Raw genomic sequence first — 25270 nt, forward strand, 5'->3', positions numbered from 1 at the left:
CTATTTGCTCAGTTTGATGACGGAACAGGGCGTTTTGGAGTGTTCGTGCGCCTTGAACAGAACCGTTCCGTTGACGACGGGCAGGGCGGTGTTGTCTCCCAGCAGCACCGCTTTGGAGTAGCCTGCGGGAAGGGAGACGGAGGTTCCTTCCTCGTCCTCGTATCCGGTGGAATCCAGCGGCTGCATGCGGGCGTATTCCGCGCCTTCCGTCAGTTCCTTCATGGTCCCTTCGCTGGGCGGCTGGGCCGGTCCCTTGTCCGGCGGCGGAACCAGGAAGACGAAGATGTCCCCCTGCCGGTTGATGGAGGCGGGCTGGTCCAGTTCCGTGAAGGCCCGCGTGCCGTACACGGCCTCCCCGTTGATCTTGAGCCACTGGCCCACGCCGCGCATGGTGGCGGCCACTTTTTCCGGAACGGTTCCGTCCGCCATCGGGTTCACGTTCAGCAGGAGGTTGCCTCCCTTGGTGACGCATTCCACCAGTTTTTCAATGACGGTTTCCGGAGACTTGATGTTGGTGTCATACCGGTTGTAGCCCCATTTGTCGCTTACCGTCATGCAGGATTCCCAGTCCACGCCGGGATAGCCGCGCCGGGGGATGAAGCGTTCCGGGGTGATGTAGTCCCCGCAGCGCAGGTCCAGCGTGCCGGCCTGGTCCCGGTTCAGGCCGGAATAGGCGTACAGGCGGTTGTTCATGATGACGCCGGGATTGATGGAGCGCACCATGTCCATCAGTTCCGGCGCTTTCCAGCCCCTGGCCCCTTCCATGGCTCCCTGGGAATAATCCCACCACATGATGTCAATGGGAGCGTAACGGGTCATCAGCTCCCGGACCTGGGCGTGCAGGTACTTCTGGTAGGCGGCGTGATCCCGCGGGATGTTTTTTCTTTTAAGCATTTCCGCCTGTCCCGCGGGGTAGCAGAGGTCCGGGCAGATGGTGTTGTCATAGGACGGGTGGTGCCAGTCGATGACGGAGTGGTAAAGGCCTACCTTCAAGCCGCGCTTGCGGCAGGAGTCCACGTATTCGCGGATAATGTCCCGGTTCACGGCGCTTTTGGAGTCGTAATCCGTCTGGGCGCTGTCAAACAGGCCGAAGCCTTCATGATGCTTGCTGGTGAGCACCACGTATTGGCACCCTGCGTCCCGGGCAAGCCGGGCCCATTCTTCCGTCAGCCCTTCCTTGGGCTTGAACAGGGGCAGGGCTTCCGCAGCGTAGGAATCCGTGTCCACTTCCACGTTTTTCTGAATCCATTCGGAACCGCCGGGCTTGCCTTTCCATTCCCCGGCCAGCCCGGAATACAGGCCGTAGTGGATGAACATGCCGAATTTGGCGTCCCTCCACCATTCCATGCGACGGTTGCGTTCTTCCGCCGTTTCCTTCACGGCGGCGTGGTTGGCGTCCGCGGGGAGGGGAAGTCCGGGGGAGGCTGCCGAGAATTCCGAGGGGACCGTGGCGGGGGCGTTTTGTTCCGTCCTGCCGCTGCGCAGCCGGGCCGCGAACTGTTCATCCAGGGCCAGCGTGGGCTGCCCGTTCTCCGTAACGATTTTAGTGGCGGACTGCTGGGCCAGAGAGGGAAGTGCCAGGGTGAGGGCCAGGGCGGCAATCGTAGCGATTTTCATGGTTTTTCAGGGTGGTATGAAGCGGGGGGAGAAAGATTAAGCCGGTCAAATGACGTCCGTATCCGCGTAACTGCCCAGGATTTTCAGCATGGAGCAGTGCTGTTCCAGCTCCGGGAGGGTTTCCCGTAGGGGGGATTCCTGAATGTGGCCTACGGCGTCTATGTAAAAGACGTACTCCCAGTTGATGACCTTGGAGGGGCGGGATTCAATGCGGATCAGGTTGTTGTTGTGCCGCTGGAAGCAGTTGATGACTTCCGCCAGGGTGCCGGGCTTGTGCTGGATGCGGATGAGCAGGGACGTGCGGTCCCTGCCGCTGGGCTGCGTTTCCTGGCGGCCGATGACGGCAAAACGGGTGGTGTTGCAGGCCTGGTCCTGCGCGTCTTCTTCCAGAATGTTCAGGCCGAACAGTTCCGCGGCCAGCGGGCAGCCCAGGGACGCCGCGCCCATGGAGGCGTTCTCCTTGGCGAGGATGCTGGCCTTTGTGGTGGAGGAGGTTTCCACGAGCTCCGCGTTCGGGAAGTGCCGCAGAATCCAGTTCCGCGTCTGGCCGAGAACCTGCGGATGGGAATACAGGATGCGGATGTGTTCCCGCGGGATGTCCGCCATCAGGCTGTTGCGGATGTTCAGATTGATCTGGGCGCAGATTTTGAGGGGGGAGGTGACGAAGAGGTCCATCACGGCGGTCACGGAGCCTTCCGAGGAGTTTTCCACGGGCACCACGCCGTACTGGGCCTTCCCGCGGTCCACCATGTCAAACACGTCCTTGAAGCTCTGGCACGGGATAAGTTCGCAGCTTTTACCGAACTGCTTGAGGGCCGCCTGGTGGCTCCACGTGCCCTTGGGGCCCAGGTAGGCAATGGTAAGCCCCCCTTCCAGGAAGAAGGAGCAGGAGATGATTTCACGGTAAATGGCCTGGAGGGAGGCCTCCGGCAGCACGCCCGCGTTCAGTCGGTTCAGCTTGCTGAGCAGGGCCGTTTCCCGTTCGGGAACGAAGATGGGGGAATTCCCCTCCTTTTTAATGCGGCCGACTTCATGCACCCATTCGGCGCGGTTCTTAAGCAGCTCCACAATCCGGGCGTCCACCTCGTCAATGGCCAGACGCGCCTTCGTCAGGGCGATGGTCTGTTCATCCGTGTTTCCGCTTTTCTGCTGCCGGGGGGGATTGGCCGGGGAGGCGGAATCCCCGTGTTGAGTGTTCTCCATGTCTCTGTGAAAGCTGTGTGTTTAAAGCCGCGTCAGGGTAGCGGTTCCGCGGGGGCAAATCAAGATTAAAGGGGGGGCTTCTCCATGGCGGATTTTTCTTGCATGCACGGAAGATGCAGGGTAGGTTTGCCTCTCTTTAATATGATGAAAAAAACATTGTTGCCGACTGCCGTGGCATGTTTCCTGGGCGCCGTTTCCCAGATAGCCTGCGCCAGCGGACAGGCCGTGAACGTTTATGTCTCCCAGGTCTCCCTGTCCTTCCCTGATCCTGCCGGCGTGGATGACATGTTTAACAGAAATAAGGATGCCGTGGAGGTGGTGCTGGGTTTCGTTGCTCCCAAGGGCTGTAAATTCGTTAAGGGCGGTGAGGACTCACAGCTTGAAGTTACGGATGGCCGCGGCGCCAGGACAAAAGCCAAATTCGACAATTTCTTTACCCGTATTGCGGATTCCGGAGCCTTTGCCAAACATTCCCTGAGGCTGAAACAGAAACCTGTGTTTCCCCTGAAGCTGGACGGAGTGGTCAACATGAAGGTTTCCGAAGGAAGCAGGACTTTTCCGGGCCAGGAGTTTGACGCGCGGAAGGGCGCCAAATTCAAGGTGGAGGGCATGGAAATCACCGTGAAGGATGCAAAGGACCACGGCAAGGCTTCCGGTGAGGTGGAACTGGAATTCAGTGATACGCTCCATGTGGAGGAAATAACGCTGACTGACGCGGAGGGCGGCAAACTGGAGATACCCGGCGTGTCCAAAAGTTCGTTCAGCTTCGGTTCCGTTCCTTCCCGCACTTATACGTACCAGGTAAAGAACATGCCCGCTAAAATGAAAGCTACGGTGGTGGCCAGCAAGGGCGTCAAGGCCATGGATGTTCCCGTGAAGGTGACCGTGGATTTGAATGCTCCGCCCAAAAAGGGGGCATAAGGGAATATTTTTATGTTGGACTGTTTTTTACAAGGGCCGGGAGGCCCTTGTTCCCGGTTGGCTGTTTGTTGATGGGACGCGGGGGCGGTTGTTGAGCCTTTGCCGGGAGAATGGGGGCCGCCAAAAAATCGGCGGTTTAGCTCTTGTGCGTTTTCTGTCCAGCCGCCAAGTTAGGTTCCGGCCTTCTTCCTGAAGAACCGTGGTGCGGCGCGCCGCTGAATTCTTTCTTTTCCCGCTCCCGGCAGGTGAAAAACAAATGCAAATTCCTGTTCCTTCGTTCAGCTTTTTTCCCGGCCTTCTGAAGCCGGCATTACCTGCCTGTTTTCCTCCTCTTCAGAATACGCTCCGGCGAATAATCTTGCTTGACCGTTATTTTTTTATTGATAATGATGGGTCTATGAAAAAATCCATCAAACTGTGCTCTGTTGCTCTCATGCTCGCCGGATGCGGTGTGGCCGGAATGTTTTCCGCCAGCGCGGATACTCCGGCTCCCAAGGCCGGGGAGGCTGCCGTTTCCGCCGTGGGGAAGGCTCTGGAAAAAGCCGATTTTTTAACCAAGGACAGGCCGAACCCAAAAGCCAAATATTATCTTTTCCTGTATTCCGCCAGTTGGTGCGGCCCCTGCTGCCGGGAAATGCCCCACGTGGTGCGGACCTACCGGAAGATCCGCCAGACCGATGATGTGGAACTGGTGCTGTTTTCCTGTGACAAGACGGAGGAGGCCGCCAAGGCATGGGCCAAGGAGGAACGGATGAAATTCCCCATCGTCAAGCCGAAGAAAGGGAACGGCATTCCCGGTTACAAGCCGGGAGGCTCCATTCCACGGCTGGGAATTGTGGATGGCACGGGCAAGATCATCATCACAGGGCATCCCGCCACGCTTCTGAAAGACTGGCGCAAGTTCTGCAAGCCGGAGGAAGGCAAAAAATAGGGGCTTCCTTTGCCTTTTGGCGCTCCCTCCGCCGTTTCCGAAATACGGAAAACAGGGCCGCTTCAGCTCTGCTCCCCGTTTTTCCTCACCGGGCGCGGCTCCGGAACGGCTCCGTAAAGCCCGTTGGGAAAGAGCTGGAGCCACGGCGTATATTCCGGCGGGATGGGCGCTTCAAACTCCATGCGCTTTCCCGTGCGCGGGTGGTCGAAGCCCAGCCGCCACGCGTGGAGCATGAGCCTGCCGGGTTTCGCCTTCTGCCGGGCGGGTTTGGCGTAAATGGGGTCCCCGATGAGCGGATGGCCCAGATGGAGCATGTGCACGCGTATCTGGTGGGTTCTGCCCGTGTGGAGCGTGCACAGGACCAGGGAGGAATCCGTGGCCGGGTCTGCGCACAGCAGGTCGTAGTCCGTAATGGCGGCTTTCCCGGTGCCCGGATTGACCACCGCCATTTTCAGGCGGTTCACGGGATGGCGCCCAATGTGGGTGAAAACCGTGCCGGAGCTTTGGGAGGGAATGCCCTGGACAACGGCCAGGTACCGTTTTTCCGTGCTGCGGGCCGCGAACTGCGCCGTCAGGGACTGGTGTGCTCCGTCGTTCTTGGCAATGACCAGGCAGCCTGACGTATCCTTGTCCAGGCGGTGGACGATGCCGGGGCGTTCCACGCCGCCGATGCCGGAGAGGTCCCCGCAATGGTGGAGCAGGGCGTTCACGATGGTGCCGTCCGGGTTGCCGGCGGCAGGATGCACGACCATGCCGCTTTCCTTGTTGATGACCACCACGTCTTCATCCTCATACAGGATGTCCAGGGGAATGTCCTGCGGCCGTGCTTCCGCCGGTTCCGGCTCCGGAATGCGGACGGTGATGGAATCACCGCGGGAAACTGGGTTTTTAGGCTTGGCGGGAGTGCCGTTGACCAATACGTCCCCGCTTTTGATCAGGCTCTGGATTCTGGAACGGGAAAGCTCCGGAAGGTGGGCGGCAAGGTATTGGTCCAGGCGGATTTTCCCGTCGGCATCGTCCGTGGTCAGATTCATGATCCGTGGCGTTTGGTCAATGGCTGTAGGCGGAGGGCGGCAGGTCGATGAAGGCATAGTCCAGACCGTAAACGTCCTTGAGCAGATGCCCCAGGGCTTTTACGCCGAACGTCTCCGTGAAGTAGTGGCCGCCGAAGACCAGATTGACGCCCAGTTCATGGGCCATGGGGATGTTCCAGTGGGAACCCTCCCCGGTCACGTAGGTACGGCAGCCGAGGGCTGCGGCCTGGACAAGGTCGTCCCCGGCTCCTCCGGAGCAGACGAAGACGTCGCCAGCCGGGGCAGCCGGGGAGTCCGCCCAGAAAGTTTGAATGGACGCTCCGAGGACGGTTTCCAGCCGCTGCGCCAGCTCCCGGCACGTGCCGGGGAATTCCCCGTGCGTACCCAGGGAAACGCCGTGGTAGTCCAGTCCTTCATTGGAACATGGCCGGATTCCGCAGGCCTTCGCCAGCAGGGCGTTATTTCCGTACACGGGGTGGACGTCCAGAGGAAGGTGGGCGGCGTAAATCGCCAGGTTCCCGTCCATGGCGGCTTTCAGCTTCCGGTATGCAATGCCGGTAATGGGCTGCATGGTCTGCCAGAAAATGCCGTGATGAAGGAGGAGCAGGTCCGCCCCCGTCTCCAATGCCGCATGGATAGCCTTCTCCGAGCCGTCCACGGCGGCGGCTACCCTGGAAACGGCTCCTCCGTTTTCCAGTTGAAGGCCGTTCAGGGCGCGGGATGCGTCCGGAATGGAATCCACGGAAAGGATTCCGTCCAGAAAAGCGGTAACGGTGTGCAGCTCAATACTCATGCGGGAGGAATGGTCAGTTGTCTTCCGAGAGGCTGGCGCCGAGCAGGCGCACGGCGTCCATGTTCAGGATAAAGTAGTTGGGGGATGTATTCACCCTGCCGTAATAAAACCTGCTGTATCCGGCCTCTCCTGCCGGAGCGATTTCCAGCGTGATGACTTTTTCCTCCGTCTCCGGTTCCGGGGCGAAGGTGATGTCGCTGGGGCCGGCCTGGGACTGCACGGGGGCCGCCTCCTTGTAAACCTGGAGGATGAGTTTCAGGCGGAAAACGGGGTTCTTCAGGGCCTCGTGCGCCGTGGCGTCCGTATAGGGCAGCCAGGTGCTCACCTCCATCTTTTCCAGCTCGTCCAGATAGCGGTTGGCGCGGTTCGGATTGATGTTCAGGGTTTCATCCTTCCCATCCTTGGCAGCGGTCCAGGAATCGTCCAGACGGTCGAATTTCAGGATCAGGGGACCGCCGGAGCCGATGCGTTCCAGATGCATTTCCTTGAGGTCGAACCTGCTGAAAGAGAAAAGCATCTTTTTCTTCCAGGCCAGGGCGTCCGTCAGCAGGTCCTTCATGTAGGCGCTGTCCAGCATGACGACGGTGGGCTTGCCGGCCTGGCGGGCGTACCAGGAACCGTCCGTTCCCTTGGAGAAAAACACCGTCACGGGGGGGCGCGGTTCTTCACCGGGCTTGGGCAGCAGGGACATGGTGAGCGTCATCCTGGGATTGTCCAGCCCGTACACGGAAAGGTCCGTAGCCTTGTCAGAGGCGAAGCCGGCCACCTTCCCCAGCTTGACGGTTTTCAGCAGGGAAACGAGATGCTCCGGATTGGCCTCCTGGTAGCGGGAGCCTTCCGCCGTGTACAGCCAGGTGGGCTTGATGCCCTTTTTCTCATCACCCTGAATAAAGCGGGCGATGGTGGGGTAATCCTGAAAACTCTTGCGGATGGAAAGCCCGGTGATCTTGTAATCCCCGATGTCCGTCAACTGCTTGGAGCGCAGAAGGCCCAGGTCCAGCGGAATATTGCGCACGCCGGGCACCTCCTTGTTGGTCTCCGTCGTCTGCGCCAGTTCAAAGACGGCCTTGCGGTCGGAAACGGTGGCCTTCACCAGTTCGGACAGGCTTCCGTTGTCGGAAGGGGGGTAAATGCGGAGCGTAACGGGCTGTTCCTCCGTTTGCAGGGATTTGCCGTCCTCCGTGGGGCGGCCTGTGAAATTCCTGATGGAGACGGAGGTGATCTGGTCGTCCGTCATGTCCGGCACGCTGGTTTCCTCCGGATTATACACGCGCACGGCGGTCAGCTTCTGGAGCGTGCCCAGCAGCACGTCCATCATGGCCGGGTCCGTATCCAGGGAAAGGGGGTACGTGATTTTCCAGGGGCTGCCGGGAGTCTTGCGCTCCAGGGCGATGCGCTGGCCTCGGTTGTTGATTTCAATGGAGGCGGGCATGGCCGGATGCAGGAGCAGGGGGCGGTGGTCCCGGAGCTGGCGGATGCCGGACTTGAACAGGGGCAGGATATTGCCGGTGCCCACCAGGATGCGGGTGTCCCGCCCGTAGAAATCCGTCTGCATGTAGGTGGTATCGTCCGTGGTCTTGTTCTCCGGATCGTCCACCAGCCAGGGAGCGAGGGACCCCAGCGTGTAGCGGGCCACGGTGGAGGAGCGCTTGCCGTCGTCGCTCATCTCCTTCAGGGTGATGGTGACGGGCGTCGTCTTCACGCCGAACTCCTTCAGGGAGGCGGAATCAATCTTGTGCAGGGGCAGCGCGTCCACGATGCTGGTGGAATATGTGTACTGGAGGATGGCCGCCGCCGCGCGCGGGTCCATGCGGTCGTCCCACGGCTTCTCGCACCACCAGACGCCGTTGGGCTTGCGGCGGAACTCCGCAACGTCCCCCATGCAATTGATGCGCATCCAGGAAACCTCGTTCATCTCCTCCCGGGTATAGGGGAAAAGCCGTTCTCCGGAACTGAAGGCGGTGCGCCCGATGATGCGGGACAGGTTGCCGTCAATGGTCAGGAGCACCGCCGCGCCGATGGCGGCGAGGGTGACGAGGATAAGAAGGATGAAGCGGAATGTGCGCATGTGCTTCCGGTGATGGGCGTGGTGGAGTTAATGGCGGCGCGTGTTCCAGATAATCAGGGCAATCAGAAGCGCCAGCAGGGGAAGGCCGATGTTTGTCAGGAGTTCCAGAATGCCCAGGGCGTTGCGGTCCAGGTTCAGCTTCACGGTCAGGTCATGGCGGGAGCCGAGGCCGCGCAGTTCTTCACGGTCCGTCATCCAGCCGACCAGCGTGCGCATGAAGTCCCGCTGTTCCGGCTTGATTTGCCTGGGCTGGAGCAGGTCCGTATTCCCCAGCAGCACCAGGCGCCCGGTGGTCTTGTTCTGGTTTACGTCCCCGGCGTTCCCGCGGATGAGGGCCGCGCCGATCATCAGGGGCCCCGGGTTGTCTTCCCGCGCGTCAAACTGGGCCGGGAACTGGTTGTACTTGGTTTCTCCGTAATAATCCTCCGTAGTCACCAGCAGGGGGTATGGCGTGATGCGCTTCTGCTCCATGGCCGCGTTGTCGGAATCCAGGATGAGGGAGATGCTCTCCCCTTCCAGCCCGGTGCTGGAATTCCAGAATTCGCGCGTGCAGTTCAGGGAGGGCGCGAAAATGGCGTTAATCTCGAAAACGGAGCGGTTGCCCCTGTTGCGGAGCATCACGCGGTCATTCTGTGGGCGCAGGCCCTGTTCACGGAGGAACCGGTAAAGCTGTTTGGGCGTATCCTGCTGGGGTTCCAGCATGACCAGGATGGCGGCGTTCGGGCGCGCCCAGTACCGCTGGAGCACTTCCGCCTCCTGCGGGGACAGGTCGTACTTGGAGCCGATGATCATGAACCCCGCGGCGTCTTCCGGAATCTCCTTCAAGCCGCTCATGCGGATGGGAACGAGCTGAAGGTTGACGGAACGGCAGATTTTCCCCAGCGTGGTGAAAATGCTTTCCTCCTGGCTGTTGCTCAGCGCCTCGTTGAAATTGCTCTTGTCCGCCGCAATATACATCTTGCGGGGTTCTCCATTGGCCGCCCCGTAAATGCCGGCGGTCATCATGTCTTCAATCTGGAGGGCCACCGCCTTCATGCTCTTGCCGTCCGGGCTGGGGGCGTACACCACGAAGGCGTCTCCGGGCAGGATGCGCACGTGGGCGGCGTCCGCCTGGGTGCCTTCAAACGTCTTGAGCGCTTTTTCCGTGTCTTCCCGGGCATCGATGATGACCAGGTTCTTCTTGAATTCAATCCCGTAAATGTTCGCAATCTCCCGGGCCTTGTTCGGCTGGCGGAGGGGGTCCACGTACTCCACCTTCACCTTCCCGTTGGAATAACGTTCGTACTCCTCAAGCAGGGAGCGCATGCGGGTGTAATTCTGCGTGGTGCGCAGGAAGGCGAACGTGATCTTGACGGGCGTCTTGCGGTTCTGGATTTCCGGAGATTTCAGCATGTTGATGCTCTGCTGGGAAATCTCATAACGCTGGTCTTCCGTCAGGTCCCGGCGGTAATATTCGTGGCAGCCCACGTAATTCAGGCATACGACGATGAGGAACAGCAGGAAAAGCTTGATCCAGGTCATCCAGGGGCGTCTGACCTTGCGGGCGGGAGGGAGGGGGGATTCCGTGGCCGCGGCGGGGTTGTCTGGTGCTTCGCTCATAGATAAAAATGAAAAGGGGTGAAAGGGAAAAGGCGGGGTAGATCAGTGCTTCCAGCGGCGGTGGTCAATGATGCGGATGGTGACGGCCAGCGTCAAGACCGTCATGGTCAGGTAAAAGACGACAGGGCGCGTATCAACCAGCCCGGCGGAAAAGCGGTCCAGATGTTCCGAGCAGGACATGTAGTGGAAAATCCCCGCTGCGGGGAATTCCCCCCATACCACGGGAATAAGCCCCATGAAGAAAATCAGCACCAGCAGGCCGATGGTGATGATGCCGGAAATGATCTGGCTGCCCGTCAGGGACGAGGCGAAAATGCCGATGGCCGTGAACCAGGCGCCGACCAGCAGCAGGATGGCGTACGCCCCGGCCCAGTCCGCCAGGCGGTAGGGGAGGACCATGCCCGCATCATACCCGTAAATCCACTGCACGATCAGGTTGGACCAGTCCGCCAGAAGGGGGTACAGCAGCATGGGCAGCCACAGGATGATGTAAAAGGCGTATGCGGAGAAATATTTGCCCAGGACTACCTGCCATGTCTTGATGGGCGTGGTCAGCAGGGATTCCAGCGTTCCTGTCTTCTCTTCCTCCGCCAGGGAACGCATGGTAAGCAGCGGGAAAATGAACAGGAAATAAAACCAGAACATGGGGGAATGCAGGATGAAGAACAAAATGCCTTCCTTCTGCGGGGCCAGCTGGAACGCCTTCAGCGTGCCGGACAGGGAAACGCTCTGCAGGGCCATGACGAAGGCCAGGATGACCCATCCGTACGGGGTCATCACGTAGCTTCTGAGTTCTTTTCTGAAAATGGTAAGTACCGGAGACATGGGGAGAAAAGGAAAATGCGGGGTGGTGGATAGAGAGGGAGAAGAAACGGGCGGTTAATCTTTACGGGTCATTTCCACGAACACCTCTTCCAGGGTGGGGGTGTGGCGGTAAATATGGCGCAGGGGGCAGCCCTGTTCCGCAAGGAGGCGCGCGGCCTTCTCACGGGTATCCGTTCCGGCCTCCGCGCGTACGGTCAGCGTATGCCAGCCATCGGCGTCCGTGCCTTCATGGATGACCTTCTTCACGTGTTCCAGGCTTTCCAGCTTCTGCGTAATCAGCTCCAGATCCCCGCGGAACTCCAGCGTAATCTTGCCGGCGGCGCGGAGGTTGGCCGTCAGGTTAGAGGGGGTATCCGCTGCCTTGATGGTCCCCTGGTCAATGATGATGACCTTGTTGCAGATCATCTCCACCTCACTCAGAATATGGGTGGAAAGAATAATGGTGTGGTTGGCCGCCAGCCCCTTGATCAGCTCGCGTATCTGGCGTATCTGGTTAGGGTCCAGGCCGTTGGTGGGTTCGTCCAGAATCAGCAGGTCCGGTTCACCCAGCAGGGCGTCCGCCAGGCCCACGCGCTGTCGGTAGCCTTTGGAAAGGGTGCGGATCATCTTGCGGCGCACGGGGTCCAGGCCGCATTGCTCCACGACCTTGGAGACGGCGGGCCATATCTGCTTGGAAGAAATGCCTTTAAGCCTGGCGCGGAACTTCAGGTACTCCGTCACGCGCTGGTCGTCGTAAAGAGGCACGTGCTCCGGCAGGTAGCCCAGGTGCTTGCGCGCCTCCAGAGGATTTTTAACGATGTCGAATCCCGCAATCGTGGCGGTCCCGGAAGTGGGGGGCAGGTAGCCGGTCAGCATGCGTAAAGTCGTGGTCTTGCCTGCGCCGTTCGGCCCCAGGAACCCTACGATTTCCCCCTTTTCAATCTGGAAGGAGGCATTCTTTACCGCTTGAAAGCGGCCAAACTCTTTGGAAAGCTGGTCGGCGTGGATCATGGAATCAATGGGAACAGGGTGATTCTAATCCAAACCGCTCCCGTCTCAAGCTTATTCTCCCCTGTGCCGCGGAGACGCCGCCGCCGCTTGAAAAGCACCACATGCTGAAAAGGAACAGCGGCTGTTCCAACATTACTGGGGAAGGGCTGCCGGGAAGGAAAATCAATCCTTCAAATCCTCCTCCAGCCGCAGGACGATATCCCGCACGCGCACGTCCTCCTCCATGCGGGAGGCAACCAGCTTGTTGGCATGGATCACGGTGCCGTGGTCCCGGCCTCCGAAGGCCTGGCCGATATCCTTCAGGGAGCATTCCGTCAGGCGGCGGCTCAGGTACATGGCAATCTGCCGGGGAAAGGCGATGCTGTTGGGGCGGCGCTTGCCGGTCAGGTCGCTCACCTTGAGCTCGTAAAAATCCGCCACGCGCTTCTGGATGGAATCCACGGTCAGGATGCGGCTGGTTTCTTCCCGCAGGATATCGCGCAAAAGCTGCTCGATCTTGGCGATGTCCGGCATGTCCCCGGACAGGGAGGTAAAGGTGGCTACGCGGAGCAGGGCCCCTTCCAGGCGGCGCACGCTCTTCTGGATGCGGCTGGCGAGGAACTCCAGAATCTCGTCAGACACGTTCATGCCGGCCCGGTCGCGCTTGCTGCGCAGGATTTCCAGCCGGGCGTCATCATCCGGAAGATTCAACTCCACCGTAAGGCCGGACTCCAGGCGTGCCGCCAGACGGGAATCCAGGTTGGAAATATCGCATGCGGCGGCATCGGCGCAAATCACGATCGTTTTGTGGGCGTGGAATAGCTCGTCAAACGTATGCAGGAACTCTTCCACCGTCTTCTCCTTGCCGGAAATAAACTGCACGTCGTCCACCAGCAGGACGTCCGCCTTGCGGTACTTGCGGCGCAGCTTGGCGAAGCTCTGCCCGTTCTGGGTGCGGGACGCGTCAATAAACTCATTGGCGAACTGTTCGCCCGTGACGTACACCACATTCGCGGAGGAATCCTGGTGAAGCACCTCATGGCCGATGGCCTGGAGCAGGTGCGTTTTCCCCACGCCGGACTTCCCGTACAGGAAAAGGGGATTGAACAGGGCCCGTTCCGACTGGGCGATGGACAGCCCTGCCTGATAGGCAAAGCGGCTGTCTTCATAAACCACGAACGAATCGAACGTGTACAAATCATTCAGGCATGCCCGGGTTCCCTGGCTGCGCTGTTTTTTGGCCGGAGCGGCAGGGGAATCCTGCACCTGGGGCGTTTTGGAGCGGGAGGAAGCCTTTTGCGGCTGGCCTTCGGCGGCCGGCAGGGATGCCACCTCGTCCGCGCAGATGAACTTCACCTGGCGCTCCGTGCCCAGGGCCAGCATGGCGGCCTGCTTCAGCTCCGGCGTATAGCTGTTCTCCACCCAGAGGGCGGCCATGGGATCGTCACACACCAGCGTCAGCGTCTTTCCGGAATCCTCCAGGAGGGAAAACTTGGGAAACCACAATCCATACACCTCCGGAGACATGATTGTTTGCAGGGCTCCCGTGATCCTGGACCAGGTGGCTGACAATTCTGATGGTGGCGTCATTGTTGTGAAAATAAAAGATGTTGCTGGTTATAAATGGCTGTGAGGCCTTCCGTCTCGCTACGAGGCCGCCCGCGGATGGAACCGGAATGGGTTCATCCGCAGCCGTGACAGCTCGTGGCGTCCATCGGGATGGAGAAGGCGAACTCATCCGCTTTCAGCTCGACACCCCGGTCGACGGAAGCGCCAAAGTACTGATTTGCGCCTGAGGAAAAAATATCTTTTTGAAGCAGCGTGAGTCATCGTTCCGCGGCTCTACGTTCCACGGGGGTTCCACACCAAAAAATATTTTAGTCTTGCTTCCTTCAATAATTTAGTCCTCCTGAGTATATTCTTTGAATGACACTATAATTATTTTATTATCAGTGAATTACTACTTTGTTATTGGGGTGTGTGACGAAAAGGAAACAATTACGCCGCCGTAAATCAAGCACTTACAGGCACCGGACCAGAAGGTCCCGGAGAGGTTCCGAAAGGGGGCAGCCGGGATGGTTGACAAGAGGCGCCGGGAAACCTAACGTGGCTGCATCATGGAACAGATGGAACAAACCGGGGAAACATGCCATTCCCTCTGCCGGGGAAAATTTTTGGAGCTCTTGAAAGAAGGAAGGTGGGAATACGTGCGCCGGGTCAATGCCAATGGAGCCGTCATGATCGTGGCCGTGACGGAGGACGGCGAACTGCTGCTGGTGGAGGAATACCGGGTTCCCCTGCATGCCCTCACCATCGGACTGCCTGCGGGCATCTCCGGAGATGAAGGGGAGGAAAGCACATTGCAATCCGCCCGGCGTGAACTGGAAGAAGAAACGGGATACCGGGCGGATGCCTGGACGTACCTGTTCACGGGGCCTTCCTCCCCCGGATTGACCACGGAAATGGTATCCTTCTACCTGGCGGAAGGGCTGCACCAAATATCGGAAGGCGGCGGGGTGGCTCATGAAAACATCACCGTGCACCGCATTCCTCTTCCGCTGGTGCATGGCTGGCTGATGGACCAGACAGGGCAGGGAAAAGTGGTAGACCCGAAAATCTTCATGGGCCTCTATTTCCTGTCCCGCTCTGTAAATGGCGTGGGACTGGAGGAATAAGGACGCTCTGCGCCGCAAGTGTCCGGACGCAGGAAACGGCCTGGGCGGCAGGCTGTGTGAAACGGTTGGAGGAAAAGAACGATTCATCGTCAATGATTTTTCTGGATGGAGAAGCGGGCTGTCGTGATAAAATGCTCCTGACCCATAAAAAAATCTGGACATTCTTTCCAATCCGGGCTAAATATCTCCCCGCTTTCCAGCACCAACCACTTAACGGCAGGGTAGCTCAGTGGTAGAGCAGAGGACTCATAAGCCTTTGGTCGGGTGTTCAAATCACCTCCCTGCTACCAATTTTACAAACTCGCAAGTGTTTAAAATACAGCACTTGCGGGTTTTTATTTCTGACAACTGCAGTACATTATTGTGGTTTTTGGAAGCAATGGACAGGTGAAATTACTTAATTCGAGCAGGCTGATGAGGCGGTTGTATTGGCGGGATCAATACCAGAGTCCGAGAGAGCCATTCTTGAAAATGCGTATCCCGATCATCGCTCTCCTGGAAAAGCATATTTTACCTTGAAGTGGGTGGATGAGTATGTGCAGCCTATTTTGTCCGATAAGTACAATCGCATGCGGTATCGTTTCCTACGAGTTCGGATGGCATCTGCATATGCTGGGGATTGTGACACGTCCAGAGAGTTTCAGGGGGCAGAGGAAGCGTTGCGTTTGTCCGAATACGTTTCATTCACTGCGGGCGACAGCCACCACGGTTCTGCATGCGGCAGGGGCGGATCATGCTCTTGCCCGCGAGATTGTGGGGCATGATTCCGAGATCTCTCACCAGCTGCATATCCGACCTTCGGACGATCAACGCAAGGAGGCGATGGAGAAGCTTTCCGAGATGATTGTTCCTTGGCATGCAGTGAAGATCCCATTGAGATGGAGAAGCGTGATCTTGTCGCTCTTTGTCCCAAGTGTATCCGTGCCTTGATGAAGATCAGTTAAATGTACTGAAAGAAACTCTAAATAAGATAGACATTTTAACTTACAATACGTGATGATACAATACACACAATAGGCGAAGGGGCGCGGGTGGAAGGAGGAGTTGTGGTAAGAAGTACGGCGAGAAATCAAGCCTGACATACAAATTTATGAAAATGCATACCTGTGTTTGTTGTTCTCAATTCGGAATGGTGCATATCTTTGACTCCCCCATGTCTTCCCCTCATAGAGAATACTAAAAACGATCGAATTGAACTGACACTAATTAACTTGAAATCTATTCGAAATAATCAATTATATTTTTTTCCAAATCGGAAATTATAATCTGCAATAAATCACCAGTTTCAGTATACGGCTTATATAGTATTTTGTTTTGTATATCTTTTTTGAATTTCTGTAAATTATCCCAGTCATTTTTTATTATTTCAAGATCATCTAAATCAACAGAAACGGAAGGAGCTTTTGAATAGAAATAAGCCATACCCAGAGGCTTGTCGGCCATCGAATTATTCAAACTTGTTAATAACTCCTCCGCTGTACCTGAAACGGAACGTTCTTGGTTTGTCGCAATATCAATTGTTGGAGTTCCCAGTTTATATTTGAATATTGCGACAACAAAGTCAACGTTGCAAATTATTTGACGATTTATAATATCTTGAGGATACCCTGGTTGAGATGCTAAATCTTCCCAACCATGTACGATTAAGCGTTTACAACAATATGATTCATGATGTCCACGTCTAAATTGAATTTCTAATTTTTCCAATAAATTCTTCCGTTCTAACCAAGCATCACTAGGTGAAGCTATCACAACATTTATCTCTCCAGATTTTTTAGATTTCCTTTTCTTTATACTTTGATGTTGTGGAATTACGAGGTCCAATATATCTTGATTCCACTTTGAAGAATCAGAAAGAAAATTCATTAGAATTTTTAAATCCTCCAAAATATTAATTTGTTCAGGCGAAGATAAATTATTAGAAATTCGTTCTAGACAAGTTGGGCAAATCCTGGCTTGCCTCATTCCATCATCAATTCCTGTCTTATTTTGCAAAAAATCATATATGCAACCCGTTGTGATTTTATGTCTAAAATCTATATCATCAATATATAATGACAAATAATCAACAATAAAATATAATAAGCCATTGTTCTTCGATAAGTCCGTTAAATAAATCCATCCCCAAAAAGAAAAAATGGACAATTTTTTATATTCATGAAAAAAATAATTATCTATATATTGTTTTTCTGTAAAACAAAAAATTTTATCAAATTCATGAATTTTTTTATTAATTTTATTTAAAATGGATATAAAGGAATCCGGTTTTGATATTATATCAGAATCTATGTTTATATCGCCGCCATTAACAAATTTAAGATGCGTAGTTTTATTATTAAGGAAGTCGCAAATTCTGTTTTTATTGATTTCAAAATCAACATCAAAAAGAAGTAGTATTTTCATAGTTTTCCTTAGTTAAAAATACAATAATAGACAAGTCAATGATAATCATCACTTACTAGCACTTTGTTATTATCGACTGAATGAATGCGGTGGTAGAGGAACCGATTTTCGAGAGACAGGTTAATATGCTGCGGGGGCTGGTAGGGGAGAGGAGGAGCTTTTTTGAGGGACGAGGGATGATTTGCGAGGAACGATGTTGAAATTTTGTGAGGATTGCCTGATAAAACATCATCTGCAGATTATGTTGACGACATGAGCGAGTGGAAGGTTATTCCGAGTGATCAATTTGTACGCGATATGAAGTGGATGGGTAAACGTTATCCTCGGGAGACCGCGCAAATGATTCGCAACCTGGACGAATACCGGGCTCATCTGGAAGATTACGGCAATCCCATGCGAATGGTGGAGTATTCCTACGTTCACCGGGAATACGTCGGGTTGCCACGCCATCGCACAGCAACCGCTCGCATCCGCTGCTCAAACTTGCCTACATGTTTTTACTGTTATGTTCAAGCTTACGAGTTGCATCTGATTTGTGCCGGAGACAAACAAAGACAGTCCAAGGATAATAAATACTGCAAGGATTATGTCTCACAATTTTAATTCAACCTCTTCTGTAACCATGGAAAATAAAGAATACGTTCCGATCGATCTGTCAAAGAACAACCGTTATGCAACGGTCGAAGATGACCTGAGAGACTGTGTATCGCCCGAGATCATGGAGGAAGCCAAACGGATCGCTGCCGCTTCCACCGTTTCCTCGGCTCTTGCCCATATGCGCGTCAAGGCAGGAATTTCGCAGAATATGATGGCTGCGGCACTCGATTGTTCCCAGCCGCGCATTTCCGCGATTGAAAGCGCGACCAATGACAAGATGAGCATGGCCGCCGTTCTGAAGTATGTGGAGGTGATGGGCTTCCCCTTCAAGGTTCAGTTGGAAGACGGTAGGGTTATTGCCGTGTCTTCCGTACCGAAGGGAAGGAAATCTCGCAAGAGCGTGTTGCGAAAACCTGTAAAGCCTAGGACAAAAGTCCATCCCAGTGCCATCCCCTCTCCTGCGCTACCAGCCCTCCTCACTGTCCTCGGCAAATATTATATAACCCACCCCACAAAGACAAATCCACTGTGTTCGCAATTGGAAAAATAGCATTCGCCTTTCCACGAAAAAACGTTCCGTTTTCGGGCTATTGCAAGAAAACCTGTTCCTCAAACTGTCATTTTTTTCTGGAAGTTCCTGGTTTCCTCTTCTTCGGAACGGTTGACACCTTGAAAGTCAATCCCGTCACCTCCACGTATTTCAGGAGGGCAGGCATATGGATCTTTTCGTTGTTTGCCATTTCGATGGACGAAAATACACCGAGAAGAATATCCAAGAGCCGCAGCCATCATCTTCAGAGAAATACCCGCCTTGGTCCGCATGGCCATCAGGGCATAGGCACAAGACATGCGAGCATTGCGCCACTTGATCTCCCCGATTTCCCCCCGGTATATGTGTCGCATATATTTGATAATTGTTATTTAAGTTAAAACTAACTAGTTGTCTGCGCTAATTATTCAATGAAAATCTATAAGAGAGGCGTAAGAATTTTTATATGAGACTAGTTATAAAAACTTTCATAAAAATCTCAATGAATAATGACTCGTGAGTTGCAATGAACGTCAACCTGGAAAGTTGAAGGAATACCTAGATGGCCTGCCCTGTATTCGCTCCTATTAGGGGAGTGATCTTCATGGGAGCAAACGGTAAAGAAGAACCGTCAGAAAATAAGAGATTTCCTCAATTCCAGTCAATAGACGCGAGAATGGCGAAGCTACTGAAGTTGAATAAACAGGTAAAGCGCGTTTTTATTTAAGTCTCAGGCCAAAAACCCCGGATTTGCGGCCGCTGAGTTCCAGGGCGCGCAGGCGTTCCGGAGGGAGGCAGTCACGGGAGAATTCCGCGTAGTGCATGCGGTCCCGGAAGTAGTGGACGGCGCTTTGAGAGAGGGCGAAGATAAATTCCATGCCCATTTCCTCCGCTTTTCTTTTGGCGAATTCACACAGGGCGCGGCCATAGCCGCGGCCTTCATGGCGGTGCTTGATGTACAGGCAGCCCAGTTCCGCGCTGCGGTGCTTCGGGTAGGGATAGACGGCAACGCAGCCCACGATGCTGTCGTCCAGAGTCAGCACGTAGTAGTCATCCATTCTGGCGGCGATGTCCTCATAGTTCCGGTTGACCAGCTTGGAGTCCACTACGGAGCGGGCGATCATGGAGAGGAGCTCCGGAATGTCCTCCTCCTTCAAGGGGCGTATTTCCCGGTAGGAGTCCGTGTGGACCATGGTGCCTACGCCTTCTTCCGAGAAGAGTTCCTCCACCAGTACGCCTCGCATTTTTCCGTCCAGCAGGTGTACCCGGGGGATTCCCGTCCGGCAGGCCTCAGCCGCCTGGTCCAGTAGTTCCCGGTGGGTTACTTCTCCTTCCAGGCCCGCCACTTCCGATTCCAGAATGGCGGCAATGGGGCGTCCGTCACGGGAGGGAACCTTATGGTCGTTGAGCAGGGCGATGTACTTGGAGGCCCCCAGGCTGAATGCCATACGGACGGATTCCGGGTCAAAGGAGCCGGAACGGCCGGAGGCCACCACGGGGATCTGATGCCTTCCCAGGATTTCCCGGACTCTTTCCCGGACAAGCTGACCGCCTTTCAACGGCGCTTCCACCAAGGCGGAGCGCATTTCACAAACGCGCGTGTGTTCGTACAGCGCGGAGGCGTCCGTTCCTTCCACGATCAGCACGGGCCTGACGCCTATTTCCTGAAGAGCGTCCAGGTCCAGCAATGCGTCCACCAGCTCTTCGGAATCCACCAGGGGGCGTTCCACATGCACGGCAAAGATTTTGTCCCTGAAGTACGGGACGTACTCCAGCACGGAACGGACGTTGGTGGATTTGTTGGGAGGGAGCGTGGTCAAGGGCGGCCCGGAAGCTTGAAGACGGAGGGAACGGCTGTACCCGTTTCCTCCGTCCTGTAAGTGATGCGTAGTGTTTTAGAACGTGCGGGTATCGGCGGAATCCCGGTTGTCCATGGTTTCCGCGAAGTCCTGGGAGTCAAGAGTGACGGCGATTTCTTCTTCCTCACCGGCGGCAGGCGTTTCCGCCGGCGCCTGGGCGGCTCCCTCCTTGCGGAGCACGACGCTGACCTTGCGCCTGGGCATGACCAGCTTGGGTTCCGCCACAGCGGGCTGATAGCCTTCCCCAATGGTGGTGGCGTCGGAAATGACGGCTGGAGCTTCTTCCTGTTCCGGCTGTTGTGCGGACTGGTGTTCCCGTGCACGGGAGACTTGTTCCCGCAGGGCGGAGAGCAGGTCGCTGGGCATGCCGTCAAAACCTATTTCCGGCAGGTTGGCGCCGTCTTCCTGATTTTCATCGGAAGAATCAAACTGGGGCAGGCTGGCCAGGAAGTCTTCAAACGCATCCAGGTTGGTGGTGCTCTTGAAGAGGTTGCCGATGGCTTCACCCTTGATGCTTTCCATCAGGGTAACGAACAGGTCGTAGGCTTCAGACTTGTATTCCACCAGGGGATCCTTCTGGCCCTGGGCGCGGAGGCGAACGCCTTCCCGCAGAGAGTCCATGTTGTACAGGTGCTCCTGCCACATTTTATCAATAGCCCCCAGGATGATCTGGCGTTCCATGTGGTCCAGGTATTCCGGACGTTCGCGGGAAGCCTTGTCTTCATAAGTGGCCTTGACCTTGTCAATGAGGAAGGCGATGGTGTCATCCATCTGGCGTTCTTCCAGCTTGGCGGCGTCCGCCGTCAGTCCCAGCGGGAAGGAGGAGTTCATCCAGGCGAGCAGTTCGTCCGGATGGGTCAGGCCTTCCGAGTCCGGATCCAGGAATTCATGGGCGCGGGTGGCGATTACTTCTTCCAGAATGTCGTAAATCATTTCCCGCGGGTTTTCCGTGGAAAGCACTTCATTCCGGTAGCCGTAAACGATTTCACGCTGCTTGTTCATGACGTCGTCATAGTCCAGCACGTGCTTGCGCCACATGTAGTTGCGCTGTTCCACGCGTTTTTGGGCGGATTCCACGGATTTGTTCAGGAAGCTGTGTTCCAGGGCTTCGCCGTCGGCCACGCCCAGGCGTTCCATCATCTTCGTCATGCGTTCCGCCGCGCCGAAGTTGCGCATCAGGTCGTCTTCAAAGGAGATGAAGAACTGGGAGGCGCCGGGGTCTCCCTGGCGGGAGCAGCGGCCGCGCAGCTGGCGGTCAATGCGGCGGGATTCATGGCGTTCCGTACCCAGGACGAAGAGGCCGCCGAGGTCGGCCACGCCTTCGCCAAGCTTGATGTCCGTACCGCGGCCCGCCATGTTGGTGGAGACGGTGACGGCTCCGCGCTTGCCGGCCAGCGCCACGATTTCCGCTTCGCGCTGGTGGTTTTTAGCATTCAGCACTTCATGGGGGATTTTGGCCCTCTTGAGCATGCGGGAGAGCGTTTCAGAGGCGTCCACGCTGGCCGTGCCAATCAGGATGGGCTGGCCTTTATCATGGAGTTCCTGAATTTTGTTGATCACCGCGTTGAATTTTTCACGGCGGGATTTGAAGATAAGGTCGTTCTGGTCCTTGCGGATGCAGGGGCGGTTGGTCGGGATGGGGAGGACGTCCAGCTTGTAAATGTCATGGAATTCCGCGGCTTCCGTTTCCGCCGTGCCGGTCATGCCCGCCAGTTTTTTGTACAGGCGGAAGTAGTTCTGGATAGTGATGGTCGCGTAGGTCTGGTTTTCACGCTCCACTTCCACGCCTTCCTTGGCTTCCACGGCCTGGTGCAGTCCGTCGCTCCAGCGGCGCCCCGGCATTTCGCGGCCCGTGTTCTGGTCAATGATGATAACCTTGCCTTCCTTGACGACGTATTCCACGTCTTTTTCGTAAATGCAGTAGGCTTTCAGCAGCTGGGAGGTGGTGTGCAGGCGTGCTCCCGTTTCATCAAGCTGCTTGGTCAGTTCATTCTTGCGGCGCAGCTTGTCCTTTTCCGTCATGCGGGGGTCTTCATCCATTTCCGCAAAGGCGGTTCCCAGGTCCGGCAGCACGAAGTCCTCCGGGTGGCCGGGGGAGATGACTTCACGGCCTTTTTCCATCAGGTCGGCGTCGTGGGTCTTTTCATCCACGGTGAAGAACATTTCCTCCTTCAGCTTGTAGAGTTCCTTTTTGCGCGTATCCTGGTAAAGGGTCAGTTCATATTTTTCCACGATGCGGCGCAGCTCGGGATCCTGCATGGCGCGCAGGAAGGCGCGGTGGCGGGGCTGGCCTGTCTTCACCTTGAACAGGCAGCGGCCCACTTCTTCCGTGCGGCCTTCCTCCTGGGCTTTCAGGGCCTGGGACATGAGCTCGTTGCAAAGGTCCGTCTGCGCTTTCACCACGCGTTCAATGGCGGGGCGCAGGGTATCGTACTGCTGTTCCCGGGTGACGACCGCGGGACCGGAAATGATGAGGGGCGTACGGGCCTCGTCGATAAGGATGGAGTCCACTTCGTCCACAATGGAGAAGTAGTGCCCGCGCTGCACCTGCTCGGATTTGGAGGTCGCCATGCCGTTGTCGCGCAGGTAGTCGAAGCCGAATTCGGCGTTGGTGCCGTAAGTGATGTCGCAGGCATATTGCTCCCGGCGCAGCTGGGAGGGCATCATGCTCTGGATGCAGCCGACCGTCAGCCCCAGGAACTGGAAGAGCATCCCCATCCATTCGGAGTCGCGGCGCGCCAGGTAGTCGTTCACGGTCACCACGTGCACGCCCATGCCAGTCAGCGCGTTCAGGTATACGGGAAGGGTGGCAACAAGCGTTTTGCCTTCCCCCGTGGCCATTTCCGCAATGTAGCCGCGGTGCAGGGCGATGCCGCCCAGCAGCTGCACGTCAAAGTGGACCATGTCCCACAGTTGTCTTTGTCCGCAGATATCGCGTTCTTCCCCGCAGAGCAGCCGGGCGCCGTGTTTGACGGCGGCAAAGGCTTCCGGCAGGATCTGGTTCAGGTAGCGTTCGCGCAGCTTGTCAAACTGGGGGGTGATGTTGTTCCAGGCGGCCTTCCCCTCTTCAATGGAGGCGGGAGTGGCTTCCACCGTGGGGAGGGCGGCAAATTCGTCTTTCAGGGATTCAAAGCGTGCGTTCAGCTTGGCGGCTATTTCCTCCAGCTCTTCCCTGGGAGCGGCTTCCACAATGCGCACGGGGGGAAGCTCCATGGGGAGGAAGCGGTGAAGATAGCCCTGCCATTCCTTCGTTTTTTCAAGCAGGAAATCCTGACCCTTGCCGTTCCATGATTCTTCAATGGAGACGATTTGTTCCACAATGGGGCGCAGACGGCGCACTTCACGCTGGTTTTTGGTACCGACAATCTTGGTTAGAATCCACTTAATCATCTTTGTCTTGTTGAAAATTGACGAGGTAGAGTCGCTTTCAGCGGTCTAAGAATCGAAAAATACTAGCGGCTGCCGGAAGAATTGCAAGCACGGCCCTCCATTTGCTTTGATGATGACGTAATAGGTTGGATTTGGGCGGCATCATTCTGTCTTCCTTCCGTTTTTCCTTGCCTCTCCCTTTTCCCTGTAGGAGTGTATAAGGGAAAGGAGAGAATGAGCATGTACGGAGTATTCCATTCCGCCGGGCCGGCCCTTTTTCTGCCGGCTGTTTGCATGATGGCCGGCTGCCAGGAAAACGGCGCCGTAAAACAGCAGGAAGTGAATTTGCTGTCCGAGGGGATTGATGAGGACGGCAACCTTTTCATGCATTTTGAACTTGATTCCCATTACCACGGGGATTTGTATGCGGAAGTTTCCATGAAGGGGAATGAAATGCGCATTGCTCTGTATACTCATTCCACTCCCGGAGCTTCCCGGAAGGTGCCTTATGCGGACGGTTACAGGCTTGTTGTCCCATGGCCCGAGGGAACGGATTCCGTGGATGTTACCCTGTGCGGAATAAATTTGGGAGGGTGGGAGAAACATAAATAGTAATGGAGGGAGGTTCCGTTCAGAGACGTTTTTGTTATCTGAATGTTAACGGAAATTCCTGTGTGGAGGCGCTTGTTTGTGGTATGAAGGCGGAATGAAGCCTCTTTTGGGGATGGGATGTGCGGTGCTGGCCGTTTGCGCCGTCGGCTTTTCAGCGTACCGCATCCTGATGGAGAAGATGCCCGATGAAATTCGGGGAACGCGCCTGGTGATGGAACATGACGCTTCTTACCTGCCGAAGGCGGGCATGGTGCGGCTGGAAAATGCCGGATTTTCCAGCATGGTTCACGGGTTGGAGAACGGGGGGAAGTTTTTCTCACTGGCGGAGTGCATCGTGGAGGCGCGGCAAAAGGATATTCTGGATGATATGCTGGATAGGGTAGATCCGCAGCGTTCTTTGCGTTTCCATGTGATTTGCAACGCTTCCGGCGCGATGAAGGAAACATGGCTGGACGATGGAGGGAACGGGGAAAACGCCGTCCTCATCAACCGATGCATGGCCGTTCTGGGAGCCTATTGGCTCTTGCGCCGTTATTGTGATGATGAACAGCTGTTTTTCAAATGGATGAGGCTTTCGTTGAGGAACAGGAAAACGGCGTTTCTGGATGATTCCGTGGAATACCTGTTTCCCTGGCTCAGGCCGGACCGGGAACAATATGTTCATGGAAAGTGGATTTCGGATATCGAATCCGTCACCTATTATTGTTATCCTTTGGAAGAAAGGGGAAAGAGTTCTCTTCCTTCCCCATTCATGTACGCGGTTACGAGCCGGAAAAGGTTTTCTTCCGTCTCCTTGGAGATTCGATGCTCCGCGTTGAAAGGAGCATTGATAGACGTGGAGATCAAACAGGACAGCCAGATGATTCGTGCCGGAAGGGCCGTGCTCATCCGGATTGATGGGAACGATCATGGCCGGTCTTATTCATGGAACAGGCGCCCCGGAAAAATGTTGCCCGTGCGGCTGCCTTCCATGGAGATTCCGGAAGGCGGTCCTCCGGCCATGATACTTCCGGTTCCGGAAGACTTCCGTTCCTGTCCGGAGGAGGAAATTTTGCCTGCATTAATTGAAGAATGCCCGTGCATGAGCATGTAAGCCGGCGCTTGAGCACTAGGCATGAAACGGGAGGCGCATGCCATTGCATTCCGGCTGCGTCATACATGGAAAGAGGCAGACGATCAGTTGGGAAAGAGGATAAACGTAAACTTTTTTTTGGCCGGTTTTGTTGTGGAACCGTGTGATGGCCCATGGTTCATGACAGGTACTTC

Annotated in this window: 20 protein-coding genes and 1 tRNA gene; 8 read left to right on the top strand and 13 right to left on the bottom strand. The window is 55.9% G+C overall.

Annotation, left to right across the window (positions count from 1 at the left end; translation table 11 throughout):
• The gene (locus tag HJW02_RS07115) at positions 1 to 1617 is read right to left on the bottom strand and encodes an alpha-L-fucosidase (RefSeq protein ID WP_102721418.1); all 1617 of its coding nucleotides are present in this window, start codon (positions 1615 to 1617) and stop codon (positions 1 to 3) included.
• 45 nt (positions 1618 to 1662) lie between these two features.
• Positions 1663 to 2820, bottom strand: coding sequence for a prephenate dehydratase (gene pheA / locus HJW02_RS07120; RefSeq protein WP_102721419.1), 1158 nt, complete (start codon positions 2818 to 2820; stop codon positions 1663 to 1665).
• Positions 2821 to 2961: 141 nt separating this feature from the next.
• On the opposite strand from pheA, the gene HJW02_RS07125 reads away from it, so the two are divergent.
• A complete protein-coding gene (locus HJW02_RS07125) occupies positions 2962 to 3741 on the top strand; it encodes a hypothetical protein (RefSeq protein ID WP_102721420.1) in 780 nt (259 codons plus the stop codon).
• Positions 3742 to 4174: 433 nt separating this feature from the next.
• A complete protein-coding gene (locus HJW02_RS07130) occupies positions 4175 to 4672 on the top strand; it encodes a TlpA disulfide reductase family protein (RefSeq protein WP_180975137.1) in 498 nt (165 codons plus the stop codon).
• 62 nt (positions 4673 to 4734) lie between these two features.
• Here the strand turns inward: HJW02_RS07130 and HJW02_RS07135 are convergent, their stop codons facing one another.
• From HJW02_RS07135 to dnaA, 7 genes are all read right to left on the bottom strand, one after another.
• Positions 4735 to 5706, bottom strand: a complete 972-nt coding sequence (locus tag HJW02_RS07135; protein ID WP_022397085.1) for an RluA family pseudouridine synthase — start codon at positions 5704 to 5706, stop codon at positions 4735 to 4737.
• A gap of 16 nt (positions 5707 to 5722) precedes the next feature.
• The gene (locus HJW02_RS07140; protein WP_102721422.1) at positions 5723 to 6499 is read right to left on the bottom strand and encodes a Nif3-like dinuclear metal center hexameric protein; all 777 of its coding nucleotides are present in this window, start codon (positions 6497 to 6499) and stop codon (positions 5723 to 5725) included.
• 13 nt (positions 6500 to 6512) lie between these two features.
• Positions 6513 to 8567 carry a DUF4340 domain-containing protein gene (locus HJW02_RS07145; RefSeq protein WP_102721423.1) on the bottom strand — a complete coding sequence of 685 codons (2055 nt, stop codon included), beginning with the start codon at positions 8565 to 8567 and terminating at the stop codon, positions 6513 to 6515.
• Positions 8568 to 8594: 27 nt separating this feature from the next.
• Positions 8595 to 10166 carry a Gldg family protein gene (locus HJW02_RS07150; protein WP_022397088.1) on the bottom strand — a complete coding sequence of 524 codons (1572 nt, stop codon included), beginning with the start codon at positions 10164 to 10166 and terminating at the stop codon, positions 8595 to 8597.
• 42 nt (positions 10167 to 10208) lie between these two features.
• On the bottom strand, positions 10209 to 10991 hold the full coding sequence (locus HJW02_RS07155) for an ABC transporter permease subunit (RefSeq protein WP_022397089.1): 783 nt from the start codon (positions 10989 to 10991) through the stop codon (positions 10209 to 10211).
• Between the two features lie 54 nt (positions 10992 to 11045).
• On the bottom strand, positions 11046 to 11981 hold the full coding sequence (locus HJW02_RS07160; RefSeq protein ID WP_022397090.1) for an ATP-binding cassette domain-containing protein: 936 nt from the start codon (positions 11979 to 11981) through the stop codon (positions 11046 to 11048).
• Positions 11982 to 12143: 162 nt separating this feature from the next.
• Positions 12144 to 13550, bottom strand: coding sequence for a chromosomal replication initiator protein DnaA (gene dnaA / locus HJW02_RS07165; protein ID WP_102721424.1), 1407 nt, complete (start codon positions 13548 to 13550; stop codon positions 12144 to 12146).
• A 593-nt stretch (positions 13551 to 14143) separates the two neighbouring features.
• On the opposite strand from dnaA, the gene HJW02_RS07170 reads away from it, so the two are divergent.
• Positions 14144 to 14635: an NUDIX hydrolase gene (locus HJW02_RS07170; RefSeq protein ID WP_243760002.1), complete on the top strand. Its 492-nt coding sequence runs from the start codon at positions 14144 to 14146 to the stop codon at positions 14633 to 14635.
• Positions 14636 to 14850: 215 nt separating this feature from the next.
• Positions 14851 to 14925: transfer RNA gene (locus HJW02_RS07175), tRNA-Met, on the top strand.
• 928 nt (positions 14926 to 15853) lie between these two features.
• Here HJW02_RS07175 and HJW02_RS07180 read toward each other — a convergent pair.
• Complete coding sequence (locus HJW02_RS07180) at positions 15854 to 17038, bottom strand: hypothetical protein (protein WP_146019628.1); 1185 nt, start codon at positions 17036 to 17038, stop codon at positions 15854 to 15856.
• A 252-nt stretch (positions 17039 to 17290) separates the two neighbouring features.
• On the opposite strand from HJW02_RS07180, the gene HJW02_RS07185 reads away from it, so the two are divergent.
• Together HJW02_RS07185 and HJW02_RS07190 are read left to right on the top strand one after the other, a co-directional pair.
• Complete coding sequence (locus tag HJW02_RS07185) at positions 17291 to 17641, top strand: hypothetical protein (RefSeq protein ID WP_102728047.1); 351 nt, start codon at positions 17291 to 17293, stop codon at positions 17639 to 17641.
• 19 nt (positions 17642 to 17660) lie between these two features.
• On the top strand, positions 17661 to 18185 hold the full coding sequence (locus HJW02_RS07190; RefSeq protein ID WP_180971787.1) for a helix-turn-helix transcriptional regulator: 525 nt from the start codon (positions 17661 to 17663) through the stop codon (positions 18183 to 18185).
• A 59-nt stretch (positions 18186 to 18244) separates the two neighbouring features.
• Here the strand turns inward: HJW02_RS07190 and HJW02_RS07195 are convergent, their stop codons facing one another.
• From HJW02_RS07195 to secA, 3 genes are all read right to left on the bottom strand, one after another.
• On the bottom strand, positions 18245 to 18538 hold the full coding sequence (locus tag HJW02_RS07195; protein ID WP_102753034.1) for a hypothetical protein: 294 nt from the start codon (positions 18536 to 18538) through the stop codon (positions 18245 to 18247).
• Between the two features lie 345 nt (positions 18539 to 18883).
• Positions 18884 to 19984: a GNAT family N-acetyltransferase gene (locus HJW02_RS07200; RefSeq protein ID WP_102721467.1), complete on the bottom strand. Its 1101-nt coding sequence runs from the start codon at positions 19982 to 19984 to the stop codon at positions 18884 to 18886.
• A 75-nt stretch (positions 19985 to 20059) separates the two neighbouring features.
• On the bottom strand, positions 20060 to 23413 hold the full coding sequence (gene secA / locus HJW02_RS07205) for a preprotein translocase subunit SecA (RefSeq protein ID WP_022397096.1): 3354 nt from the start codon (positions 23411 to 23413) through the stop codon (positions 20060 to 20062).
• Positions 23414 to 23686: 273 nt separating this feature from the next.
• Between secA and HJW02_RS07210 the strand changes: the two genes are divergently transcribed.
• Positions 23687 to 24004, top strand: coding sequence for a hypothetical protein (locus tag HJW02_RS07210; protein WP_146019629.1), 318 nt, complete (start codon positions 23687 to 23689; stop codon positions 24002 to 24004).
• A gap of 94 nt (positions 24005 to 24098) precedes the next feature.
• On the top strand, positions 24099 to 25097 hold the full coding sequence (locus HJW02_RS07215; protein ID WP_022397098.1) for a hypothetical protein: 999 nt from the start codon (positions 24099 to 24101) through the stop codon (positions 25095 to 25097).
• Positions 25098 to 25270 lie beyond the last annotated feature (173 nt).

The organism is Akkermansia sp. GGCC_0220 (assembly GCF_017566105.1).
Classification (GTDB): domain Bacteria; phylum Verrucomicrobiota; class Verrucomicrobiia; order Verrucomicrobiales; family Akkermansiaceae; genus Akkermansia; species Akkermansia massiliensis.